This is a genomic window from Pseudarthrobacter sp. L19, from assembly GCF_050859435.1.
GTDB lineage: Bacteria > Actinomycetota > Actinomycetes > Actinomycetales > Micrococcaceae > Arthrobacter.
In genome coordinates this window covers 442,944-463,413 of the sequence record NZ_CP193935.1, presented here as the reverse complement: position 1 = coordinate 463,413, position 20,470 = coordinate 442,944, and the positions used below count along the sequence as shown (strand labels likewise).

11 protein-coding genes, 3 rRNA genes and 1 pseudogene are annotated in these 20,470 nt (G+C 64.9%); 8 read left to right on the top strand and 7 right to left on the bottom strand.

Annotated elements, in window-relative coordinates; genetic code table 11:
* Positions 1–118: 118 nt before the first annotated feature.
* From ACRQ5B_RS02065 to ACRQ5B_RS02055, 3 genes are all read left to right on the top strand, one after another.
* Positions 119–1,363, top strand: a complete 1,245-nt coding sequence (locus tag ACRQ5B_RS02065; protein ID WP_432396443.1) for an acyltransferase family protein — start codon at positions 119–121, stop codon at positions 1,361–1,363.
* A 234-nt stretch (positions 1,364–1,597) separates the two neighbouring features.
* Complete coding sequence (locus ACRQ5B_RS02060) at positions 1,598–1,801, top strand: cold-shock protein (protein ID WP_208747914.1); 204 nt, start codon at positions 1,598–1,600, stop codon at positions 1,799–1,801.
* Positions 1,802–1,943: 142 nt separating this feature from the next.
* Positions 1,944–3,554 carry an alkaline phosphatase D family protein gene (locus ACRQ5B_RS02055; RefSeq protein WP_432396439.1) on the top strand — a complete coding sequence of 537 codons (1,611 nt, stop codon included), beginning with the start codon at positions 1,944–1,946 and terminating at the stop codon, positions 3,552–3,554.
* A 174-nt stretch (positions 3,555–3,728) separates the two neighbouring features.
* On the opposite strand, the gene ACRQ5B_RS02050 is transcribed toward ACRQ5B_RS02055, so the two are convergent.
* On the bottom strand, positions 3,729–4,622 hold the full coding sequence (locus ACRQ5B_RS02050) for a glucose 1-dehydrogenase (protein ID WP_432396436.1): 894 nt from the start codon (positions 4,620–4,622) through the stop codon (positions 3,729–3,731).
* Between the two features lie 213 nt (positions 4,623–4,835).
* Here ACRQ5B_RS02050 and ACRQ5B_RS02045 point away from each other — a divergent pair, with 213 nt between their 5' ends.
* From ACRQ5B_RS02045 to rrf, 4 genes are all read left to right on the top strand, one after another.
* Positions 4,836–6,104: a plasmid pRiA4b ORF-3 family protein gene (locus ACRQ5B_RS02045; protein ID WP_432396434.1), complete on the top strand. Its 1,269-nt coding sequence runs from the start codon at positions 4,836–4,838 to the stop codon at positions 6,102–6,104.
* A gap of 588 nt (positions 6,105–6,692) precedes the next feature.
* Positions 6,693–8,213 (top strand): 16S ribosomal RNA (locus ACRQ5B_RS02040).
* Positions 8,214–8,788: 575 nt separating this feature from the next.
* Positions 8,789–11,915 (top strand): 23S ribosomal RNA (locus tag ACRQ5B_RS02035).
* A gap of 226 nt (positions 11,916–12,141) precedes the next feature.
* A 5S ribosomal RNA gene (gene rrf, locus ACRQ5B_RS02030) occupies positions 12,142–12,258 on the top strand.
* The 16S, 23S and 5S rRNA genes sit together here, the layout of an rRNA operon.
* Positions 12,259–12,342: 84 nt before the next feature.
* Here the strand turns inward: rrf and ACRQ5B_RS02025 are convergent.
* The gene (locus tag ACRQ5B_RS02025; protein WP_432396431.1) at positions 12,343–12,996 is read right to left on the bottom strand and encodes a glycoside hydrolase family 16 protein; all 654 of its coding nucleotides are present in this window, start codon (positions 12,994–12,996) and stop codon (positions 12,343–12,345) included.
* Positions 12,942–13,292 carry a hypothetical protein gene (locus ACRQ5B_RS02020; RefSeq protein ID WP_432396428.1) on the bottom strand — a complete coding sequence of 117 codons (351 nt, stop codon included), beginning with the start codon at positions 13,290–13,292 and terminating at the stop codon, positions 12,942–12,944. The genes ACRQ5B_RS02025 and ACRQ5B_RS02020 overlap by 55 nt, the downstream gene beginning before the upstream one ends.
* A gap of 326 nt (positions 13,293–13,618) precedes the next feature.
* Between ACRQ5B_RS02020 and ACRQ5B_RS02015 the strand changes: the two are divergent.
* Positions 13,619–14,448 (top strand): annotated as a pseudogene (locus ACRQ5B_RS02015) (SDR family NAD(P)-dependent oxidoreductase).
* A gap of 51 nt (positions 14,449–14,499) precedes the next feature.
* On the opposite strand, the gene ACRQ5B_RS02010 reads toward ACRQ5B_RS02015, so the two are convergent.
* From ACRQ5B_RS02010 to ACRQ5B_RS01995, 4 genes are all read right to left on the bottom strand, one after another.
* Positions 14,500–15,198 carry an EAL domain-containing protein gene (locus ACRQ5B_RS02010; RefSeq protein ID WP_432396425.1) on the bottom strand — a complete coding sequence of 233 codons (699 nt, stop codon included), beginning with the start codon at positions 15,196–15,198 and terminating at the stop codon, positions 14,500–14,502.
* The gene (locus ACRQ5B_RS02005; protein WP_432396423.1) at positions 15,105–16,307 is read right to left on the bottom strand and encodes a diguanylate cyclase domain-containing protein; all 1,203 of its coding nucleotides are present in this window, start codon (positions 16,305–16,307) and stop codon (positions 15,105–15,107) included. Before ACRQ5B_RS02005 ends, ACRQ5B_RS02010 begins: the two co-directional genes overlap by 94 nt.
* A gap of 154 nt (positions 16,308–16,461) precedes the next feature.
* On the bottom strand, positions 16,462–18,561 hold the full coding sequence (locus tag ACRQ5B_RS02000; RefSeq protein WP_432396421.1) for an EAL domain-containing protein: 2,100 nt from the start codon (positions 18,559–18,561) through the stop codon (positions 16,462–16,464).
* A gap of 92 nt (positions 18,562–18,653) precedes the next feature.
* Positions 18,654–20,441 carry a putative bifunctional diguanylate cyclase/phosphodiesterase gene (locus ACRQ5B_RS01995; RefSeq protein WP_432396418.1) on the bottom strand — a complete coding sequence of 596 codons (1,788 nt, stop codon included), beginning with the start codon at positions 20,439–20,441 and terminating at the stop codon, positions 18,654–18,656.
* Between the last annotated feature and the right edge of the window lie 29 nt (positions 20,442–20,470).

Genomic DNA, 20,470 nt, shown 5'->3' with positions numbered 1-20,470 from the left:
GCGCGTTTAGCGCAAGAACTGATGCGCGAAACGCGCAACTAGGTTTTTCTTCCCGGTCCAGGCGCCGGCGCCGCGGTTGCCTGGCTGCCCGAATGTAACGAACTGGTAACATGGATCGATGCCAAAACAGCCTGGATCCACCCGAGTCACGCAACTGGACGGCCTCCGCGGGCTCGCCGCCCTGGTGGTGGTCGCCTGCCACGCGCTCTCCACCCTCCCGTGGGTCGGCCGCGTGGTCTCGAACGACCGGTCCACCCGGCTCACCAGCCCCGAGATGTGGGCGGTGTTCTCCCCGCTTCACGTTTTCTGGAACGGCACGCCGGCGGTCCATGTCTTCTTCGTGCTCTCCGGCTTCGTCCTGATCCTGCCCTTCACCAAGGGCCTCCCCGGCAAGCGCTGGGCGCCGTACTACGCCAAGCGGCTCCTCCGGCTCTACCTGCCGGCGTGGGCAGCGCTGGGCCTGGCCGTGGCGCTGATCGTACTCATCCCGCGTACGCCGTCGCCGCTGCAGAGCCCCTGGGCGGACATGTACGTCACCGGCGTGGACCCGGGCCAGGTGGCCAGGGACGCCCTGCTGATGCTCAACGCCAGCACCATCAACACCCCGCTCTGGACCCTCCGCTGGGAGGTCGCCTTCTCCCTGCTGCTGCCGCTGTACGTCGTTGCGGCCCTGCGCTGGCGGCGTTTCTGGCACCTGAAACTCGGCATCGCCTTCGGTCTGGCTCTTATTGGGGGAGTGCAGCACGTGGAGGCCCTGACCTATCTGCCGATCTTCCTGATCGGGGCGATCCTGGGCGTCGAGCGGGAGCGGATCCGGGAACTGACCCGATCGTGGCCGCGGGTCGCGTGGCTGCTGCTGGCCGCCGTCGGGCTCTATCTGGCCAACGCCGAATGGATCAGCCCGGACCGGCCAATCCAGGGCGTCGAGGCCGTCATCACCGTCGGGGCGACGCTCATCGTCCTGGTGTTCCTGCTTTCCGGCGCGGCCAAGAAGCTCGGGGACACCACAGTGGCCCAGTGGCTGGGCCGCATCTCCTTCAGCCTCTATCTGGTGCATCTGCCGATCATCCTGGCCGCAGCCACCCTGCTGCGCGGCGTCTCCCTTCCGCTGGGACTCGTCCTCGGCGTCGCGGCATCTTTCGCCGTCGCCGAGCTGTTCTTCCGCTACGTCGAACGCCCCGCCCACCGGCTCTCCATCGCCGCAGGCCGGTCCGTGGAGCGGAGGCTCAACCGGGGTGCAGGCCGGACGGAAGCGGGCGGAGCGGCCAGCGGCAAGAGTTTGGGAAACCACGGCGCAGCAACCGCGCCGGGCACAGCGCCGTCGGCCGCCGACGCGCCCCGAACCAAGCAGTCCGCCGCGTAGGGCCGGCGCCGGAAGCCGCCCGCGGGGAGCCCGCCGTCGGTCGCCCGCCATGTGGTAATCCACCCCACGTAACTCCTGTACAGTAGATCTTGTTGTTGTGTTTATGCAGTTCGTAGTTCAGGCAGTACGCGCGGTCGAAAGTCCGTGTTCTTCTGAAGCAGCGGTTTTGAGCACCCCACACCGGAGGGCCCGAAAGTCGGGATTTTCCCTCCACCTTCACGAAGGACAAAAATAATGGCTACTGGTACCGTCAAATGGTTTAACGCTGAAAAGGGCTTCGGCTTCATTTCCCCCGATGACTCCTCGCAGGACGTTTTCGCGCACTACTCCGCGATCAACTCCTCCGGCTTCCGCTCCCTCGAAGAGAACCAGAAGGTCTCCTTCGACGTCGAGCAGGGCCCCAAGGGCCCGCAGGCAACCAACATCCAGGGCCTCTAATTCCTTAGAGTTCCGGGACCGTTAGGTTTCGAGCGGGGCCCGTCTCCGGACGGGCCCTGCTTTTTGTGCCCTTAGGACGCCACCCGTGCCCCGTTCACACCGCCGCCACCAGCGGTTCATCCGGACCGGCAACGGTGGAGGCATGACTGAATTCAGCCGCCGCAATGTCCTCAAGGGTGCCCTGGCCGCCGCCGGTGCCGCCGCCGTCGTCCCCGGAACGGCCGGAGCCGCCAGCGCCTCCGGCGTCGCCCTGGTCCGCAACCGCCTGACCCTGCCCTCCGGCATCTCCACCGGCGACGTCACCACCGGCTCCGGCGTCCTCTGGTCCCGCGCGTCCGGGCCCGGCACGCTGGTGGCGGAGCTGCTCGCAGTCGACGACGGCGGGTCCCCGCTGAGCGGCGGCCGCGCCTTCCGCCGGGTGCTGCGGGGGAGTGCAGCCACCGAGGCCACCGACTTCACCGCCCGGATCGACGCGAGCCACCTGCCCGCCGGGACCCGCTTCGCCGTGAGCATGCATTTCGAGGACGCCGACGGCAACGCCGGCGAGACCGCGCAGGGTTCCTTCAGCACCGCCGCCGACACCGGTCTGCTGGCCAGCGGCCGTGAAGCCCGCGGCCAAAGCTTCGTGTGGACCGGCGACACCGCCGGCCAGGGCTGGGGCATCAACGAGGAGATCGGCGGCATGCGCGGCTACGCGGCCATGCACGCCACCCGCCCGGACTTCTTCATCCACTCCGGCGACACCATCTACGCCGACGGGCCCATCAGCGCCCAGGTCACCGAACCGAACGGGCAGATCTGGCGCAACCTGGTCACCGAGGAGGTCTCCAAGGTGGCCCAGACGCTCAACGACTTCCGCGGCCGGCACCGCTACAACATGATGGACAAGAACATCCACGCGCTCTACGCCGAGGTGCCCGTCATCGCCCAGTGGGATGACCACGAGACGCACAACAACTGGTACCCCGGCCAGATCCTCACCGACACCCGCTACACCGAACGCCGCGTGGACGTCCTCGCCGCCCGCGGCCGCCAGGCCTGGCAGGAATACCAGCCCATCGCCGGGGTGACCGCCGGCGGCACCGGGTTCGAACCCGAGCGGATCTACCGCAAGATCTCCCGCGGCCCGCAGCTGGACATCTTCTGCCTGGACATGCGCAGCTTCAAGGACCCCAATACCGACGGCAAGGAAACGCACCTGACCCACATCCTGGGCCAGGAGCAGACCGACTGGCTGATCCGCGAGGTCAGCCGCTCCAAGGCCACCTGGAAGGTGATCGCCAACGACCTGCCGCTGGGCCTGGTGGTCCCGGACGGGCCGGTGAACGAGGAATCGCTGTCCAACCACGACGACGGCGCCCCGCTGGGCAAGGAGCTCGAGCTCGCCGCGGTCCTCTCCGCGTTCAAGCGCGACCGGGTTAAAAGCGTGGTCTGGCTGACCGCCGACGTGCACTACTGCGCCGCGCACCACTACTCGCCGGACCGGGCCGCGTTCACCGACTTCGACCCGTTCTGGGAATTCGTCGCCGGGCCGATCAACGCCGGCAGCTTCGGACCCAACGCCCTGGACGGCACGTTCGGCCCCAAGGTGGAGTTTTTCAAGGCCGGCGCCTACGCCAACGAGTCCCCGCGCAGCGGCACCAGCCAGTTCTTCGGCCACGTGGACCTCGGCGCGGACGACGTCTTCACCGTCAGCCTCCGCGACGCCAACGGCACCGTGGTCTGGAGCAAATCCCTCCCGCCGCAGCGCTAACCTCCGCGCGTGCCTGGGAGCCGCCGTCGTCCGCCCCACCCAACTAGCTCGCACCTGAGGCCGTTTTCACCCCTCAAAACGGCCTCACCTGCCAGTCAGTTGGGTCCCCAGAAGGCCAGTGGGCCCCTCCCGGAGTATCCCGGGAGGGGCCCACTGGCGTTCGACGCGAGGACGTTACGGCGTCGGCATGCCGCCGTTGACGTTCAGCGTCTCGCCGATCACGTAGCTGGACTCGGGCGAGGCCAGGAACACGTAGGCCGGGGCGAGCTCGGCCGGCTGCCCGGCGCGGCCCAGCGGGGTCTCCTTGCCGAACTCCGGCAGGTCCTCGGTGAGCTGGCCGCCGCTGGGCTGCAGCGGGGTCCAGATGGGGCCCGGCGCCACGGCGTTGACGCGGATGCCCTTGGGTGCCAGCTGCTGGGCCAGGCCCTTGGTGAAGTTGTTGATCGCGGCCTTGGTGGAGGCGTAATCCACCAGCGTCTCCGACGGGCTGTACGCCTGGATGGAGGTCGAGTTGATGATAGTCGCGCCGGCCGGCAGGTGCGGCAGGGCTTCCTTGGTCAGCCAGAACATCGCGTACACGTTGGTCTTGTACGTGTGGTCGAACTCGACGTCGGTGATGTCGCCCAGGGCCTTCTGCGCCATCTGCTTGCCGGCGTTGTTGACCAGGATGTCCAGGCCGCCGAGTTCGCGGACGGCGGTCTCGACCAGTTCGCGGCACACGGCCGAATCCTTCAGGTCACCGGGAACCTTGACCGCCTTGCGGCCGGCCTTCTCGATCAGCCCGGCGATGCGGGCGGCGTCCTCTTCCTCCTCCGGGAGGTAGGACATGACGACGTCGGCCCCCTCGCGGGCGAAGGCGATGGCCGTGGCGGCGCCGATCCCCGAGTCCGCGCCGGTGATGAGCGCCTTGCGGCCCTCCAGGCGGCCGGTGCCGCGGTAAGTCTCCTCGCCAAGGTCGGCCTTGGGGGTCATCTTGGCGTCCAGGCCGGGTTCCGGCTGGCTCTGCTCCGGCGGCTCAATCTGGTCATACGCCGTGACGGGGTTCCTGAACGTGTACTGGTCAGTCATAGTTCTCCTCCGATAAGTGCGTTCGGCCCGGCCGTGATGCGGCCCGGGCTCGGGCGGCGGGTGGATCCCACGGCACGCTAAGCATGCTTATCAATCACCCTAGTTCGACGGCGGGGACGGCGCAATGCGGGGGCCGGAGCGCCCGGGGCCGGCGCGCGCCCGGACGCCCCGCGAAGAGGTTCCGGGCATCCGCCGTCTGGCACAATGGCCAGCATGCAGCCAGTGGACCCGCACTCATCCACCGTTCCCGCCTACGACCTCCGGATCAGCATCCGGGACACTGAGCCGGAGATCTGGCGGAGGCTCCTCGTTCCGGAAAGCGTGACCGTCTTCGAACTGCACCACATCGTTCAGGCCGCCTTCGGCTGGGAAGACCGCCATCTTTTTGGCATCCGTTGCACGGACCGACGCGGCAGTGCCCGCGTCATCATTGGCCCCGATAGCGCTGCCGAAGAAATGGACGACGAGCCGGCGTCCGGCGTCGTTCTGGCCGATCTATTGGACCCCGGGCGCACGGGAGCCGCGGACTTCGAGTACGAATATGACTTTGGCGACGCCTGGACCCATGACGTCGTGGTGATGGGCGCCGCAGAACTGCGGCGGGACTCGTTACGGTGCAGTGCCGGCGCCAACCGCGGACCGGTGGAGGACTCCGGCGGCCCGCACGGATATGCACGCCTTGTTGAGGCGCTCGGCGATCCGTCCGATGGCGACCACGACGAACTCGCGGACTGGTACACCTTCGCAACTGGGGAGGATGCCAAGGCCTTCGAGCCCTTCGCGTTCGACGTCGATGCCCTCAATGCGCGACTGGAGGCCCTTGCGAAGCGGCTGTGGCCGGAACCTCCGACCGGCGCAGAAATCGACGCCGTTGTTCGACCCGTCCTCTGGATGCTGGAGCAGGCCGGCGCAGACGGACTGCCACTGACCCCCGAGGGCTACCTGAAACCTGCTGTTGTGAACCAAGCCGTTCACGACCTCGGCTGGGCTTACCGCTGGCCGGGCAAAGCAAACCGGGAGAGCCAGACGCTGCCGGTGTTGACACTCAGGAAGCAGACGCAGGCCTGGAAGCTGTTGCGGAAGTCCAAAGGCCGGCTGATTCCGACGCCGGCCGGGCGGAAGCTACGCGACGGCGGGCTGCCGTTGTGGGATTACCTCGCAGATGAGGTGGCACGACCGTCGGAGGAGGCAACGGCGATGGTGACCCAAATCGTCGTCAGCTGGCTGCTGCAAGGTTCGACGCCGTCCTGGACGGATGTCGGACAGATCATCGCGGACACGATGAATGCGGCGGGGTTTCGGGTAGGGGAGGGCAGTCCCGTTCCCCCGGAGGAGGCGCGGGAGCTCTATCGGGAAGTGCGCTGGTTGTTGGACAGCCTGCAGTTGAAGGTTCCCCAACGCACCTTCCTGGACGGCGCGGAACTCACCGACGGCGGCCGCAAATTCCTGCTTCAGGTCCAGCGCGTTTTTCGTGAGGGGTGATGCCACGGGCGTCTACCGGTCCGCATCCCGGTTCCGCGGGGTGGTGACCGAGCGCACACGGACCGGTTTTGCGCACGACGCCGGTTGTTTCGGCCGCGGAGGGGTGCTGGGTCCCGGGTTTCCGGGGTTTTTGGGGCGGGGAGGGCCTTTGGGGTGCGATTTGTGTGGGCCGGTGTTCGTGTGTAAAGTTATTCGAGTCGCCGCCGCTGAAGCGGAAAGATAGCGACCGACCCCCTGATGAACAGCCTGAAAAATGGTGCGGAATTGTGCGCCGGTTTTTCGGGTGGGGACCCTTCCATTGCGTGGGATTCGGCGAGTACGCCGGTTTGCATTGCGGTTGGTGATCGGGTAAGTTTGAAAAGTTGCTCCGGAGCGAGTTGCGGCCCTTGTGGGTTGTGGTGGTGCCGGGTGTGTCTGTTGTTTGAGAACTCAATAGTGTGCCAAGTTTGTTGATACCGATTGTTTTATTGATTGGTTGATTATGCTGTGTTGTCCACCCCGTGGATGGCATGGTTTTCAGCTGGTTTCAAATTTTGTGCAGCCTTCGTATCCCGTTTTCCCGGGGTTGTTGGTTGTGTCTGTTTGTTTTCAACGGAGAGTTTGATCCTGGCTCAGGATGAACGCTGGCGGCGTGCTTAACACATGCAAGTCGAACGATGATGCCAGCTTGCTGGTGGATTAGTGGCGAACGGGTGAGTAACACGTGAGTAACCTGCCCTTAACTCTGGGATAAGCCTGGGAAACTGGGTCTAATACCGGATATGACTCCTCATCGCATGGTGGGGGGTGGAAAGCTTTTGTGGTTTTGGATGGACTCGCGGCCTATCAGCTTGTTGGTGAGGTAATGGCTCACCAAGGCGACGACGGGTAGCCGGCCTGAGAGGGTGACCGGCCACACTGGGACTGAGACACGGCCCAGACTCCTACGGGAGGCAGCAGTGGGGAATATTGCACAATGGGCGGAAGCCTGATGCAGCGACGCCGCGTGAGGGATGACGGCCTTCGGGTTGTAAACCTCTTTCAGTAGGGAAGAAGCGAAAGTGACGGTACCTGCAGAAGAAGCGCCGGCTAACTACGTGCCAGCAGCCGCGGTAATACGTAGGGCGCAAGCGTTATCCGGAATTATTGGGCGTAAAGAGCTCGTAGGCGGTTTGTCGCGTCTGCCGTGAAAGTCCGGGGCTCAACTCCGGATCTGCGGTGGGTACGGGCAGACTAGAGTGATGTAGGGGAGACTGGAATTCCTGGTGTAGCGGTGAAATGCGCAGATATCAGGAGGAACACCGATGGCGAAGGCAGGTCTCTGGGCATTAACTGACGCTGAGGAGCGAAAGCATGGGGAGCGAACAGGATTAGATACCCTGGTAGTCCATGCCGTAAACGTTGGGCACTAGGTGTGGGGGACATTCCACGTTTTCCGCGCCGTAGCTAACGCATTAAGTGCCCCGCCTGGGGAGTACGGCCGCAAGGCTAAAACTCAAAGGAATTGACGGGGGCCCGCACAAGCGGCGGAGCATGCGGATTAATTCGATGCAACGCGAAGAACCTTACCAAGGCTTGACATGAACCGGTAAGACCTGGAAACAGGTCCCCCACTTGTGGCCGGTTTACAGGTGGTGCATGGTTGTCGTCAGCTCGTGTCGTGAGATGTTGGGTTAAGTCCCGCAACGAGCGCAACCCTCGTTCCATGTTGCCAGCGCGTTATGGCGGGGACTCATGGGAGACTGCCGGGGTCAACTCGGAGGAAGGTGGGGACGACGTCAAATCATCATGCCCCTTATGTCTTGGGCTTCACGCATGCTACAATGGCCGGTACAAAGGGTTGCGATACTGTGAGGTGGAGCTAATCCCAAAAGCCGGTCTCAGTTCGGATTGGGGTCTGCAACTCGACCCCATGAAGTCGGAGTCGCTAGTAATCGCAGATCAGCAACGCTGCGGTGAATACGTTCCCGGGCCTTGTACACACCGCCCGTCAAGTCACGAAAGTTGGTAACACCCGAAGCCGGTGGCCTAACCCCTTGTGGGAGGGAGCTGTCGAAGGTGGGACTGGCGATTGGGACTAAGTCGTAACAAGGTAGCCGTACCGGAAGGTGCGGCTGGATCACCTCCTTTCTAAGGAGCGCCTACAACAACCCCGCCAGGCCGCATGGTTTGTGTGGTGGTGTTGTCAGGAGTAGGCCCGTTGCGCAGACGCAAGTTCTGCGGCGGGTGCTCATGGGTGGAATATCAACGAATAGGTGCCTGTCGGGTTTTTGCCGGTGGTTAGTACGGAAGACGCATCCTCTCTTGGGGGGTGGGTGTTCCTGGAACGCTTCGGTGGGATTCCTGGTGGGTAGTGTTTGGCACACTGTTGGGTCCTGAGACAACAGGACCATGTTCTGTGTCTGTCCCTCGTTTGTGGGGGTTGGGTGCGGGGTGTGGGGCTTGTGTGTTTCTGGTTTCCTGGCTGCGACGCCCTGGACGCTGTCGACCTTCTGCTTTCGGGCTGGGGGTTGGTGTGTGGGGTGTGTGGTACGGGGTTGTTGTTTGAGAACTACATAGTGGACGCGAGCATCTTTTATAAGAAGCAATTTCCAAGAATATGAACCTGGATCTGGCTGCGCTCGATGGTGTCACCCTTCGGGGTGGTGTTGTTGTGGTGTGGTTGGTTTCTGTGGTTCTCTCGAAATTACTCCTTGATCTTTTGTGGTCAAGTTTTTAAGAGACACACGGTGGATGCCTTGGCATTAGGAGCCGAAGAAGGACGTAGGAATCTGCGATAAGCCTGGGGGAGTCGATAACCGGACTGTGATCCCAGGGTGTCCGAATGGGGAAACCCCGCCAGGGGCGCGAGTTGCCTGGTGACCCGCATCTGAACACATAGGGTGCGTGGAGGGAACGCGGGGAAGTGAAACATCTCAGTACCCGCAGGAAGAGAAAACAATAGTGATTCCGTTAGTAGTGGCGAGCGAACGCGGATCAGGCTAAACCGTTCCATGTGTGATAGCCGGCGGGCGTTGCATGGTCGGGGTTGTGGGACTTTCCGTTCTGTCTCTGCCGGGACAGTGGGGTGAGAGCGTGGGCATAGGTGAACGGTCTTGAAAGGCCGGCCAGAGAGGGTGTGAGCCCCGTAACCGAAATGTTTTTACGCCGCCTGGAGAGTATCCCAAGTAGCACGGGGCCCGAGAAATCCCGTGCGAATCTGTCAGGACCACCTGATAAGCCTAAATACTCCCTAATGACCGATAGCGGACCAGTACCGTGAGGGAAAGGTGAAAAGTACCCCGGAGGGGAGTGAAACAGTACCTGAAACCGTGTGCTTACAATCCGTCGGAGCAGCCTTGTAGTTGTGACGGCGTGCCTTTTGAAGAATGAGCCTGCGAGTTAGTGTTACGTCGCGAGGTTAACCCGTGTGGGGAAGCCGTAGCGAAAGCGAGTCTGAATAGGGCGTTGCAGTGGCGTGATCTAGACCCGAAGCGAAGTGATCTACCCATGGCCAGGTTGAAGCGACGGTAAGACGTCGTGGAGGACCGAACCCACTTCAGTTGAAAATGGAGGGGATGAGCTGTGGGTAGGGGTGAAAGGCCAATCAAACTTCGTGATAGCTGGTTCTCCCCGAAATGCATTTAGGTGCAGCGTTGCGTGTTTCTTATCGGAGGTAGAGCTACTGGATGGCTAATGGGCCCTACAAGGTTACTGACGTCAGCCAAACTCCGAATGCCGGTAAGTGAGAGCGCAGCAGTGAGACTGTGGGGGATAAGCTTCATAGTCGAGAGGGAAACAGCCCAGACCACCAACTAAGGCCCCTAAGCGTGTGCTAAGTGGGAAAGGATGTGGAGTTGCGAAGACAACCAGGAGGTTGGCTTAGAAGCAGCCATCCTTAAAAGAGTGCGTAATAGCTCACTGGTCAAGTGATTCCGCGCCGACAATGTAGCGGGGCTCAAGTACACCGCCGAAGTTGTGGCATTCAGATTTTTGCTAAGCCCTTGTGGTTCAGGCGTCTGGATGGGTAGGGGAGCGTCGTGTGGGCAGTGAAGTCGCGGTGTAAACCAGCGGTGGAGCCTACACGAGTGAGAATGCAGGCATGAGTAGCGAAAGACGGGTGAGAAACCCGTCCGCCGAGATGATCAAGGGTTCCAGGGTCAAGCTAATCTGCCCTGGGTAAGTCGGGACCTAAGGCGAGGCCGACAGGCGTAGTCGATGGACAACGGGTTGATATTCCCGTACCGGCGAAAAACCGCCCATGTTGAACAGGGGGATACTAACCGCCCGAGACCTGCCCGATCACCCTTGTGGTGTGAGGGTTTTGGTGGAGCGCGGGACCTGATCCTGGGAGGCAAGCGTATTAACAGGTGTGACGCAGGAAGGTAGCCGGGCCGGGCGATGGTTGCCCCGGTCTAAGGATGTAGGGCGAACGGTAGGCAAATCCGCTGTTCATGATGCCTGAGACCCGATGGGACCCCCGTATGGGGGGATCCGGTGATCCTATGCTGCCGAGAAAAGCATCGACGCGAGGTTTTAGCCGCCCGTACCCCAAACCGACACAGGTGATCAGGTAGAGAATACTAAGGCGATCGAGAGAATTATGGTTAAGGAACTCGGCAAAATGCCCCCGTAACTTCGGGAGAAGGGGGGCCCCTATCGTGATGGACACTTGCTGTCCGGAGCGTGGCGGGGCCGCAGAGACCAGGGGGAAGCGACTGTTTACTAAAAACACAGGTCCGTGCGAAGTCGCAAGACGATGTATACGGACTGACTCCTGCCCGGTGCTGGAAGGTTAAGAGGACCGGTTAGCCGCAAGGCGAAGCTGAGAATTTAAGCCCCAGTAAACGGCGGTGGTAACTATAACCATCCTAAGGTAGCGAAATTCCTTGTCGGGTAAGTTCCGACCTGCACGAATGGAGTAACGACTTCCCCGCTGTCTCAACCATAAACTCGGCGAAATTGCAGTACGAGTAAAGATGCTCGTTACGCGCAGCAGGACGGAAAGACCCCGAGACCTTTACTATAGTTTGGTATTGGTGTTCGGAGTGGCTTGTGTAGGATAGGTGGGAGACGTTGAAGCCCGGACGCCAGTTCGGGTGGAGTCATCGTTGAAATACCACTCTGGTCACTTTGGACATCTAACTTCGGCCCGTAATCCGGGTCAGGGACAGTGCCTGATGGGTAGTTTAACTGGGGCGGTTGCCTCCTAAAAAGTAACGGAGGCGCCCAAAGGTTCCCTCAGCCTGGTTGGCAATCAGGTGTCGAGTGTAAGTGCACAAGGGAGCTTGACTGTGAGAGAGACATCTCGAGCAGGGACGAAAGTCGGGACTAGTGATCCGGCGGTACATTGTGGAATGGCCGTCGCTCAACGGATAAAAGGTACCTCGGGGATAACAGGCTGATCTTGCCCAAGAGTCCATATCGACGGCATGGTTTGGCACCTCGATGTCGGCTCGTCGCATCCTGGGGCTGGAGTAGGTCCCAAGGGTTGGGCTGTTCGCCCATTAAAGCGGTACGCGAGCTGGGTTTAGAACGTCGTGAGACAGTTCGGTCCCTATCCGCTGCGCGCGCAGGAAATTTGAGAAGGGCTGTCCTTAGTACGAGAGGACCGGGACGGACGAACCTCTGGTGTGTCAGTTGTACTGCCAAGTGCACCGCTGATTAGCTACGTTCGGATGGGATAACCGCTGAAAGCATCTAAGCGGGAAGCTCGCTTCAAGATGAGATTTCCATACACCTTGTGTGTGAGAGGCCCCCAGCCAGACCACTGGGTTGATAGGCCGGATGTGGAAGCGAGGACTAAAGACTCGTGAAGCTGACCGGTACTAATAGGCCGATAACTTACACCACACACCACCCCCGCCAGCATCGACTGGAACACCGCGGGGTGGGTATGAAGAACAAGACTGCTTGCGTCCACTATGTGGTTCCCAACCAACAAACCCACCACGGGTACGTTGCGTTGCACGGAACCAAACCATAATTGAATACAACACCACACTGCCCTAAAAAGCAGAGTTGTAACCACAATAGATTTCCCGCCAACCCCGCAGGGGTTCGGTCCAGGTAACAGGGTTACGGCGGTCATAGCGTGGGGGAAACGCCCGGTCCCATTCCGAACCCGGAAGCTAAGACCCACAGCGCCGATGGTACTGCACCCGGGAGGGTGTGGGAGAGTAGGTCACCGCCGGACAACCATTAGGTCGAGAGCCTCCAACCACACGGTTGGAGGCTCTCCCACTAAGCCACCCATACAGGGTTCAGCCGTAAACGCCGGTCACTCCCAGACCCGGACGTAGTCCACCCGCATCGCGCCGGCCTCCCCTAGGATCCTGGCGCCCCGCCACACCCCGATGTTCAGCAGGAGGTAGTGCGGGCTGACGTTGTCGCTGGTGGCGTACGAGTGGACCAGCACGCCGTCGTAGTACACCTCGTTGGCGCCCGGCTTACGCAGCACCCCGTAGGTGTGATAGCCGCCGGCCCAACACCCGGGAACAACCCGGCTCTTCTTCCACGCCGCCGAGTGGTAGACGCTCCACATGTCCCCGGCGAGAGGTTCGGCGATGTCGATTTCCCCTGTGGAGGGATAGGCCTGGCCGGCGGTCCACCAGGCGCCCCAGTTCCTGATGCTGGTCTCGCAGGTGCCCGGGAAGAAGATCCGGGCTTCCGCGTAGCCGGTGGTGAACTGGAAGCCCGTATGCCCGGCTACGCCGTCGTTCGGGTTGGTTGAGAGCAGCGCCCCCGAGGAGACGTCGCTGAGCTGCAGCACGGCCTCGCCGTTGGCGATCCGGACGTTGCTGGAACAGGTCTTCACATTGTTCTTGACCGACTTCAGATCGCAGTCATCGAACCAGTATGGTGTCCAGGCCGCGGTGTTCAGGGAGTTGAAGTCGTCGTTGAAGACCAGATTCCAGCTCCCGGGAACACCCACCGGGTTCGGGGGAGGGGAGCCGCCACCGCCGGGGCGGCCATGGAGTCCGCCGCGGGAGCCTTGATGGCCGCGGGGGCGGGCGGCATCACGGCCGGCGCCGCGCCGACGGCCTGAGGCGCATCCGGCCCGCCGCCGAGCGCGCCACTCATGGGCGCGGGCGCGTTCGCTCCTGCGTCGCTGGAGACCTCCGGGGGCGGTGCCGCGGCCGGACCCGGCGCGGCTGTGGGCAGGGCACTGCTGGAGAGCACAGCGGCGGCTACCAGGCAGACGATCCAGGGGACTGAGCGGTGCTTCATGGGACCACCCTCTCCAGGGTGAGGGCAGCGACAGACAGCTGCTGGTGACGGTTTGCCCTGACGACCGGTTTCCCCCCAGTCAGACCGAGCAATGTGAGGGCTGAGCGCACGATGATCCCTTCTCTCGTGTCCGGGCGGGCCCGGTACTCCCACTAGCCTTCAGGCTATGAGCGGATCGGCCCTACGTCAGGCGTACCGACTACTTGCCCCGCGCGGTGGACCTCTTGGATCCACCGACCGGACTACCTGTTCCGGAACAGCCCAGAAGCCCCGCGCGTTGACTACCCTTGAGTAACACCAGACAGCAACAGCCACGGGAGGCCACCTTGAGTGCACGGACCATCATCATCACCGGCGCCAGCGACGGGATCGGCGCATCCGCGGCCCGGACCCTGGCAGCGCAGGGCGAGAACGTCGTCGTCGTGGGGCGTTCCGCCGCGAAAACGGCGCAGATTGCCGGGGAAATCGGCGCCGACCACTTCGTGGCCGACTTCGCCGAGCTGGGCCAGGTCCGCCGGCTCGCCGCGGAGCTGAGGGAGAAGTACCCGCGGATCGACGTGCTGGCCAACAACGCCGGCGGCATCATGGGGGATCGGCAGCTCACCGTGGACGGCCACGAGAAGACGTTTCAGGTCAACCACCTGGCCCCGTTCCTGCTCACCACGGAACTGCTCGACGTGCTGACCGCCAGCCGCGCGAAGGTCATCAACACCTCCAGCGTGGCCAACTCGATCTTCGCCCGCTTCGACATCCAAGACCTGGACGCGGAGCGTAAGTATTCGACTAACCGGGCCTACGGCAACGCCAAGCTCGCCAACATTCTCTTCACCAGCGAACTGCACCGCCGCTACCACGACGCCGGGATCTCGACCGCGGCGTTCCACCCCGGCGGCGTCGCCACCAACTTCGCGGCCGAGTCCACCAGCCCCATGCGGGTGGCGTACACCAGCTTCCTCAAGCGCTTCATGCTGACCCCGGAACAGGGCGCGGACACCCTCGTCTGGCTGGCCAACGGCACCCGGGGACGGACTGGACCTCCGGCGGGTACTACGCCAAGCGGGCGCTCTCGAAGGCCAACAAGCTGGCGTACGACGGCGCGCTGGCGCGGCAGCTGTGGGACCGCAGCGAGGCCATGGTGGCCCCGAAGGGCAGCTGACCCGGGGCGCGGGCCTGAACCAGAAGTGGCCTAAGCCGGACCGGGGAGGGCCTAGCCGGCCGCCTCGACGGTGTCGATGGCGTCCAGGGCGCTGCCCATGGTGCCGGCCAGGTCACTGGCCGGCGCCGGCTTCGCGAACAGGTAGCCCTGCAGCGCGTCGCAGCCGAGGTCCATCAGGTACTTGGCCTGCGCCGGGGTCTCGATGCCCTCGGCCGTGACCTTCAGGCCCAGGGCCTGCGCGGCGTTGATCATGGTCCGGAAGAACGGCAGGTGCTCCTTGCCGGTCTTGATCATGGCCACAAAGGACCGGTCGATCTTGACCTGGTCCAGCGGCAGCTCCCGGAGCCGGCCCAGCGAAGAGTACCCGGTACCGAAGTCGTCCATGGCGATCCGGACGCCCGCCTCGCGCAGCTGGTGCAGCTGGCGGATGACGTCCGAGTCGGCGTCGAAGAACACGCTCTCGGTCAGCTCGAGCATCAGCTGCCGCGGGTTCACCCCGGTGGAGGCGGCAATGCCGAGCACGTCACCGGCGAAGTCGCGCTGCTGGAACTGCAGGCCGGAGACGTTCACGGCCACGCTGTAGGCGGCGTCGCCAGCCAGCCACGGGCGGATCTCGGCGCAGGCCCGGCGCATCACCTCGTCGCCGATCTCCCGGATCAGTCCGCTCTGCTCGGCCACCGGCAGGAACTGGTTCGGCGGCACCAGCTTGCCGTGCCGCTCCCAGCGGGCGAACGCCTCGAACTGGACCACGGCACCGAGGCCGGGGAGACCACCGGCTGGTAGTGCACCGAGATCTGGCCCAGCTCCACGGCCTGGCGCAGCCCGGTCTCGCCGCCGGACTGGTGCGTGGGCGTCGCGAGCATTTCCGGCCGGAACTCCAGCCAGGTGTTCTTCCCGGCGGCCTTCGCCGCGCTCAGGGCCGAGTCGGCCTGCCGCAGCAGTTCCGCGCCATCGTGGTTCTGCGCCGTCCGGGACGCCATCCCCATGCTCACCGCGGGCCGGACCGTGGACCCGCCGATCCGTGCCGGGGTGTACAGCGAGTCCGAGATCCGCTTGGCGACCGCAGAGATGCTGTGGCAGTCCGTCAGCAGCACCACGAACTCGTCGCCGCCCAGCCGGGCCACGGTGTCGTGCGGGCGGATGCAGTTCCTCAGCCGGCTGGCGACCTCCACCAGCAGCTCGTCCGCGGCGGAGCGGCCCAGCATGTCGTTGTAGGTGCGGAAGTCGTCCACGTTAATGATCACAACGTCCACAGAGTCCTTGCGGCGCAGGGCCGCGGCCAGGCGCTCGTTGAACAGGGTGCCGTTGGGCAGGCCGGTCAGGGTGTCGCGGAGGACGGCGGCCTTGAGCTGGTCGTCGTGCTCCACCGGGGTCAGCCGCGGCAGGATCCCGGTGGTGCCGGGTACCAGTTGGGAGTCCAGGCCGGCCGGGCGGCCGGACGCGGAGTGGCCCTGCGCCGCCCGGGACGCGTTCTGGGTTCCGGTTGCACGGGGTGCGGCGGCCCGGGCGGAGAGCGCGACGGCGGCCTGGCCGCCGCCGGGCAGCGCGGCCACGGTGATCTCCACCGGGAACTCGGCGGCGTCCGCGCGGCGGCCTTCACCGGCGAACAGCGGGGCCGCACCCCCGGACGCGCCGCCGTCGTGCGTTCCCGCGAGCACCCTGGAGACGGTGGCGTGCAGGCCCTCACGCGAGGTTTCGGCCAGCAGGAGGCTGTAATCGGCGCCCAGCAGCTGCGCCCGCGGGTAGCCGAAGAGCCGCTCCGCGGCGCGGTTCAGGAAGGCGATGGAGCCGTCGGGGGCAAGCAGCAGCAACGCGTCCGGGCTGTGGTCCAACACGGTGTGTGCGAATGCTGAGTCCATAGTGATGCTGTCCCCCCGGAAGCAAATGATTCGATAAATATCCGCCCCATCATATGCGCCAGGCGGCATACCGGCTTCACGCCGCGACGCATATTTCCAAAGGCCCCGAATGTGTCGTCCGGAGTCCCGGACACGCGGCCCCGGCGGCGCCGCCTTAGTACACGACAAGCGGTTCCAGCAGTGATTCGATGGCCTCCACCGACTGCGCAAGGGAAGCGTCCCGCTGCGTCCCCGGCGCGGGCCGTGAGAACAGGTAGCCCTGCAGGGCGTCGCACTCGTGCTCGATCAGGTACCGGCCCTGGGCGGGGGTCTCGATCCCTTCCGCGGTGACCCGCAGGCCCAGGCTGTGCGCCATGTGGATCATCGAGGTCAGGATGGGCAGCCGCTCCTCCCCGGTGCGCAGCATGGAAACGAACGACTTGTCGATCTTCACCGCGTCCACCGGCAGTTCCTGCAGCCGCCCCAGCGAGGAGTACCCGGTGCCGAAGTCGTCCAGCGCCACCCGGATACCGGCCGCGCGCAGGTGGCTGAGCTGGGCAATCACGTGCGAGGCGGGATCGAAGAAGACACTCTCGGTGACCTCCAGGACCAGCTGGTGCGGGTCCACGTTGCTCCAGGCGGCGATGTCCAGCACCCGTTCGCCGAAGTCCTTATGCTGCAACTGCACGCCGGAAACGTTCACGGCCAGGGTCCGGCCCGGATCCTCGGCGAGCCACGGCTGGAGCTCCGCGCAGCTCTGCCGCAGCACCTCCGCCCCGATGTCCCGGATCAGTCCGCTGCGTTCGGCGGTCTGGATGAAGGTGTCCGGGGCCATGATCACGCCGTCGCGCTCCCAGCGGGCCAGTGCCTCGAACTGCACCACCTCGCGCCGGTTGGCGGAGACCACCGGCTGGAAGAACACCTTGATCTGGCCCAGCTCCACCGCCTGGCGCAACCCCGCGGTCAGCTGGGTGCGTTCCATCAGGGTGGCCAGCATCTCCGGCTGGAAGTGCACGTAGCAGTTCTTCCCGGCCTCCTTGGCCGCATACATGGCGACATCGGCCTGCCGCAGCAGCTCCGCGGAGGACACCTTGTCCGCCGCGCGCTTGGCCACCCCCAGGCTCAGGCTGGGACGCAGCAAGGCGCCCTCGATGGTGACCGGGGCATTGAGGGTACTCACGATCCTCTGGGCGACGGCGTCGGAGTCCCCGCAGCCCTCCAGCAGCACCACGAACTCGTCGCCGCCCAGCCGGGCCACCGTGCCGTGGGGGCCCACGCAGTTCTGCAGCCGGCGGGCGACTTCGATCAGCATCTGGTCGCCCGCGTGGTGGCCCAGGATGTCGTTGACTTCTTTGAAGTCGTCCAGGTCCAGCAGCAGCACGGCCACGGATCCGGTGGAGTCCAGCGCGGCGGAGGCCCGCTCGTTGAAGAGCATGCGGTTGGCCAGGCCGGTCAGCGGGTCCTGGAACGCGAGGGCCTTGAGCTGGTCCGCCTGCTGCGCCAGCTCCTGCAGCGCCCGCCTGGCCTGGTCCTCCGCGACGGTCCGGGAGGTGACGTCGCGGAAGTTCCAGATCCGGCCCACCACCTCGCCGGCCACCTTCTGCGGCCGCGAGTCCAGCTCCACCGTGCGGCCGTCCTGGAATTCCAGCACGTCCTGGCTGTGCAGCTCATGGTTGGCGTAGAGCTCGGCCACCTTGGCCTTGAAGCAGTCCGGGTGCTGCAGCTTGGTGGCGATGAACTTCACCAGCGCGTAGGCGTCGTTCTCGGCCAGGATCTCGCGCGGCATGCCCCACAGGCGCAGGTACTGTTCGTTGACGCCGGTGATCTGCCCGGAGTTGGAGACCACCACGATGCCGTCCGCCGTCGTCTCCAGCGTCGCGTCCAGCATGGAGATGGCGTGCCGCCGCCCGGCGTCGGTATCCCGGTAGGTGGTTTCCCGCACCGCGACGGCCACCGACGTCCGGGCACCGGTGCTGACCAGCGAGCAGGTCAGCTCCAGCTGGATCTCGGTGCCGTTGCGGTGCAGCCCGATTCCGGGGAAAGGCTTGATGCCGAAGGTGCTGTCGCCGCCCAGCCGGCCGAGGATGCGCAGGAACCCGCCGCGGTCGTCCTTGGCCAGGAGGCGGGTGTGCTCCTCGCCCACCAGGTCGCAGGACTCGTAGCCGAACAGCCGTTCGGCCGCGGGATTGACGTAGGAGATGATCCCCGAGGTGGTTAGCAGCAGTAACGCGTCCGGACCCTGCGTCAGCAGGGTCTCTGCGAGTCCTTGTTCCACGTTGATGCCAGCCCCCAGGCTTTTGATGTCAAGTGCCGCCGGCCGCGCGGTGGCCAACAACTTTCAAGCATCATAGGGCCATGAGAGCCAAATCACAGTAACAGGGACCTCCGGGGCGCGGTGTCGCCGCGCAGGGCGGCCGCCGCGGCCTCCGCCAGGGCCAGCGCCGCGGGCAGGTTCGCCGCCGGCTGCGGGGTGGAGAGCATGTAGCCCTGCAGCGAATCGCAGCCCCGCTCCACCAGGTACCGGGCCTGCTGCAGGGTCTCGACGCCCTCCGCAGTGACGGTCAGGCCCAGGCCGTGGGCCATGCTGATCATGCAGTTGAGGATCGGCAGGTGCTCGGTGCCGGTGCGGATCATCTGGACGAAGGACTTGTCGATCTTCAGGGTGTCCACGGGCAGGTCCTGCAGCCGGCCCAGGGAGGAGTAGCCGGTGCCGAAGTCGTCCAGGGCCACCCGGACGCCGGCGCCGCGCAGCTCCACCAGCTGGCGGTGGACCTGGCAGTCGTCGTCGAAGAAGACGCTCTCCGTCACCTCGACCACCAGCTGGCGCGGGTCCACGCCGCACGCGGCCGCGGTGGAGAGCAGCAGCTCCGGGACGTTGCCCTGCTGCAGCTGCACGCCGGAGACGTTCACCGCCAGGGACCGGGCAGGGTCCGCGGCGAGCCAGGGCTGCAGTTCGGTGCAGCCGCGCAGCAGCACCTCGGTGCCGATTTCCACCACCAGGCCGCTGCGTTCGGCAGCGGGAATGAAATGCTGCGGCGGCACCAGGACACCGTTGCGCTCCCAGCGGGCCAGTGCCTCGACCTTGACCACGCGGCCCAGCCGTGCGGCGACGATCGGCTGGTAATGGACGGTGATTTCGCCGCGTTCGACGGCGGCGCGCAGCCCGGCCTCGAGGTCCGCGCGTTCGAGCAGCGCGGTCATCATCTCCGGTTGGAAGCGCAGGTAGCGGTTCTTGCCGGCCGCCTTCGCCGCGTACATGGCGATGTCCGCCCGGCGCAGCAGCTCGGACGCGTCGGTGGCGTCGGCGCTGATCGATGCCAGGCCCAGGCTGAGGCTGGGCCGGAGCATGGATCCGTCCACCCAGAGCGGCTCCTTCAGCGACTCGACAATCCGGGCCGCCGCGGCGTCGGCGTCGAGGGACCCGACCATCAGCACCACGAACTCGTCGCCGCCCAGCCGTGCTACAACGTCGGAGGGGCGGACGCAGGCGCGGAGCCGGCGGCCCACCTCGATCAGCATCTGGTCCCCGGCATGGTGGCCGTGGATGTCGTTGACTTCCTTGAAGTCGTCCAGGTCCAGGAGCAGCACGTCGACGGCGGTGCCGCACGGGCCGGCCAGGGCGTGGGCCAGCTGGTCGTTGAAGAGCTGGCGGTTGGAGAGTCCGGTCAGCGGGTCGTTGAAGGCCAGGGAGCGCAGCTGGCTGGCCTGCGCGGCGAGGTCGGCCATGGCCTGGGTGATGCGTTCCTGGTCGCGGCGTGCCTGGCTGACGTCGCGGAAGCTCCAGACGCGGCCGGCCACCCGGTCGCCCACCTTCTGCGGGCGGGAGTAGCGTTCGAAGGTCCGGCCGTCGCGGAAGGACAGCACGTCGTGGCTCTCGGCCTCCGGGTCCGCGTAGAGGGCGGTGACTTTGGCCAGGAATGCCTCCGGATCCGCGAGCTGGCCCAGGACGAAGCCCATCACGGCCTCGTCGTCGCCGGTGTCCACCAGGGCCCGGGGGACGCCCCACATGGCGAGGAACTGGTTGTTGACGGAGGTGATCCGGCCATCGCCGCTGACCACCAGGATCCCGTCCGCCGTCGATTCGAGGGTGGCCGCAAGCAGCGACATGGCCTCGCGGAGCCGGGCGTCCTCTTCGGAGCGCGTTGAAATGGTCATGCGGCCGGGACCGCGCGACTGTGAGACCG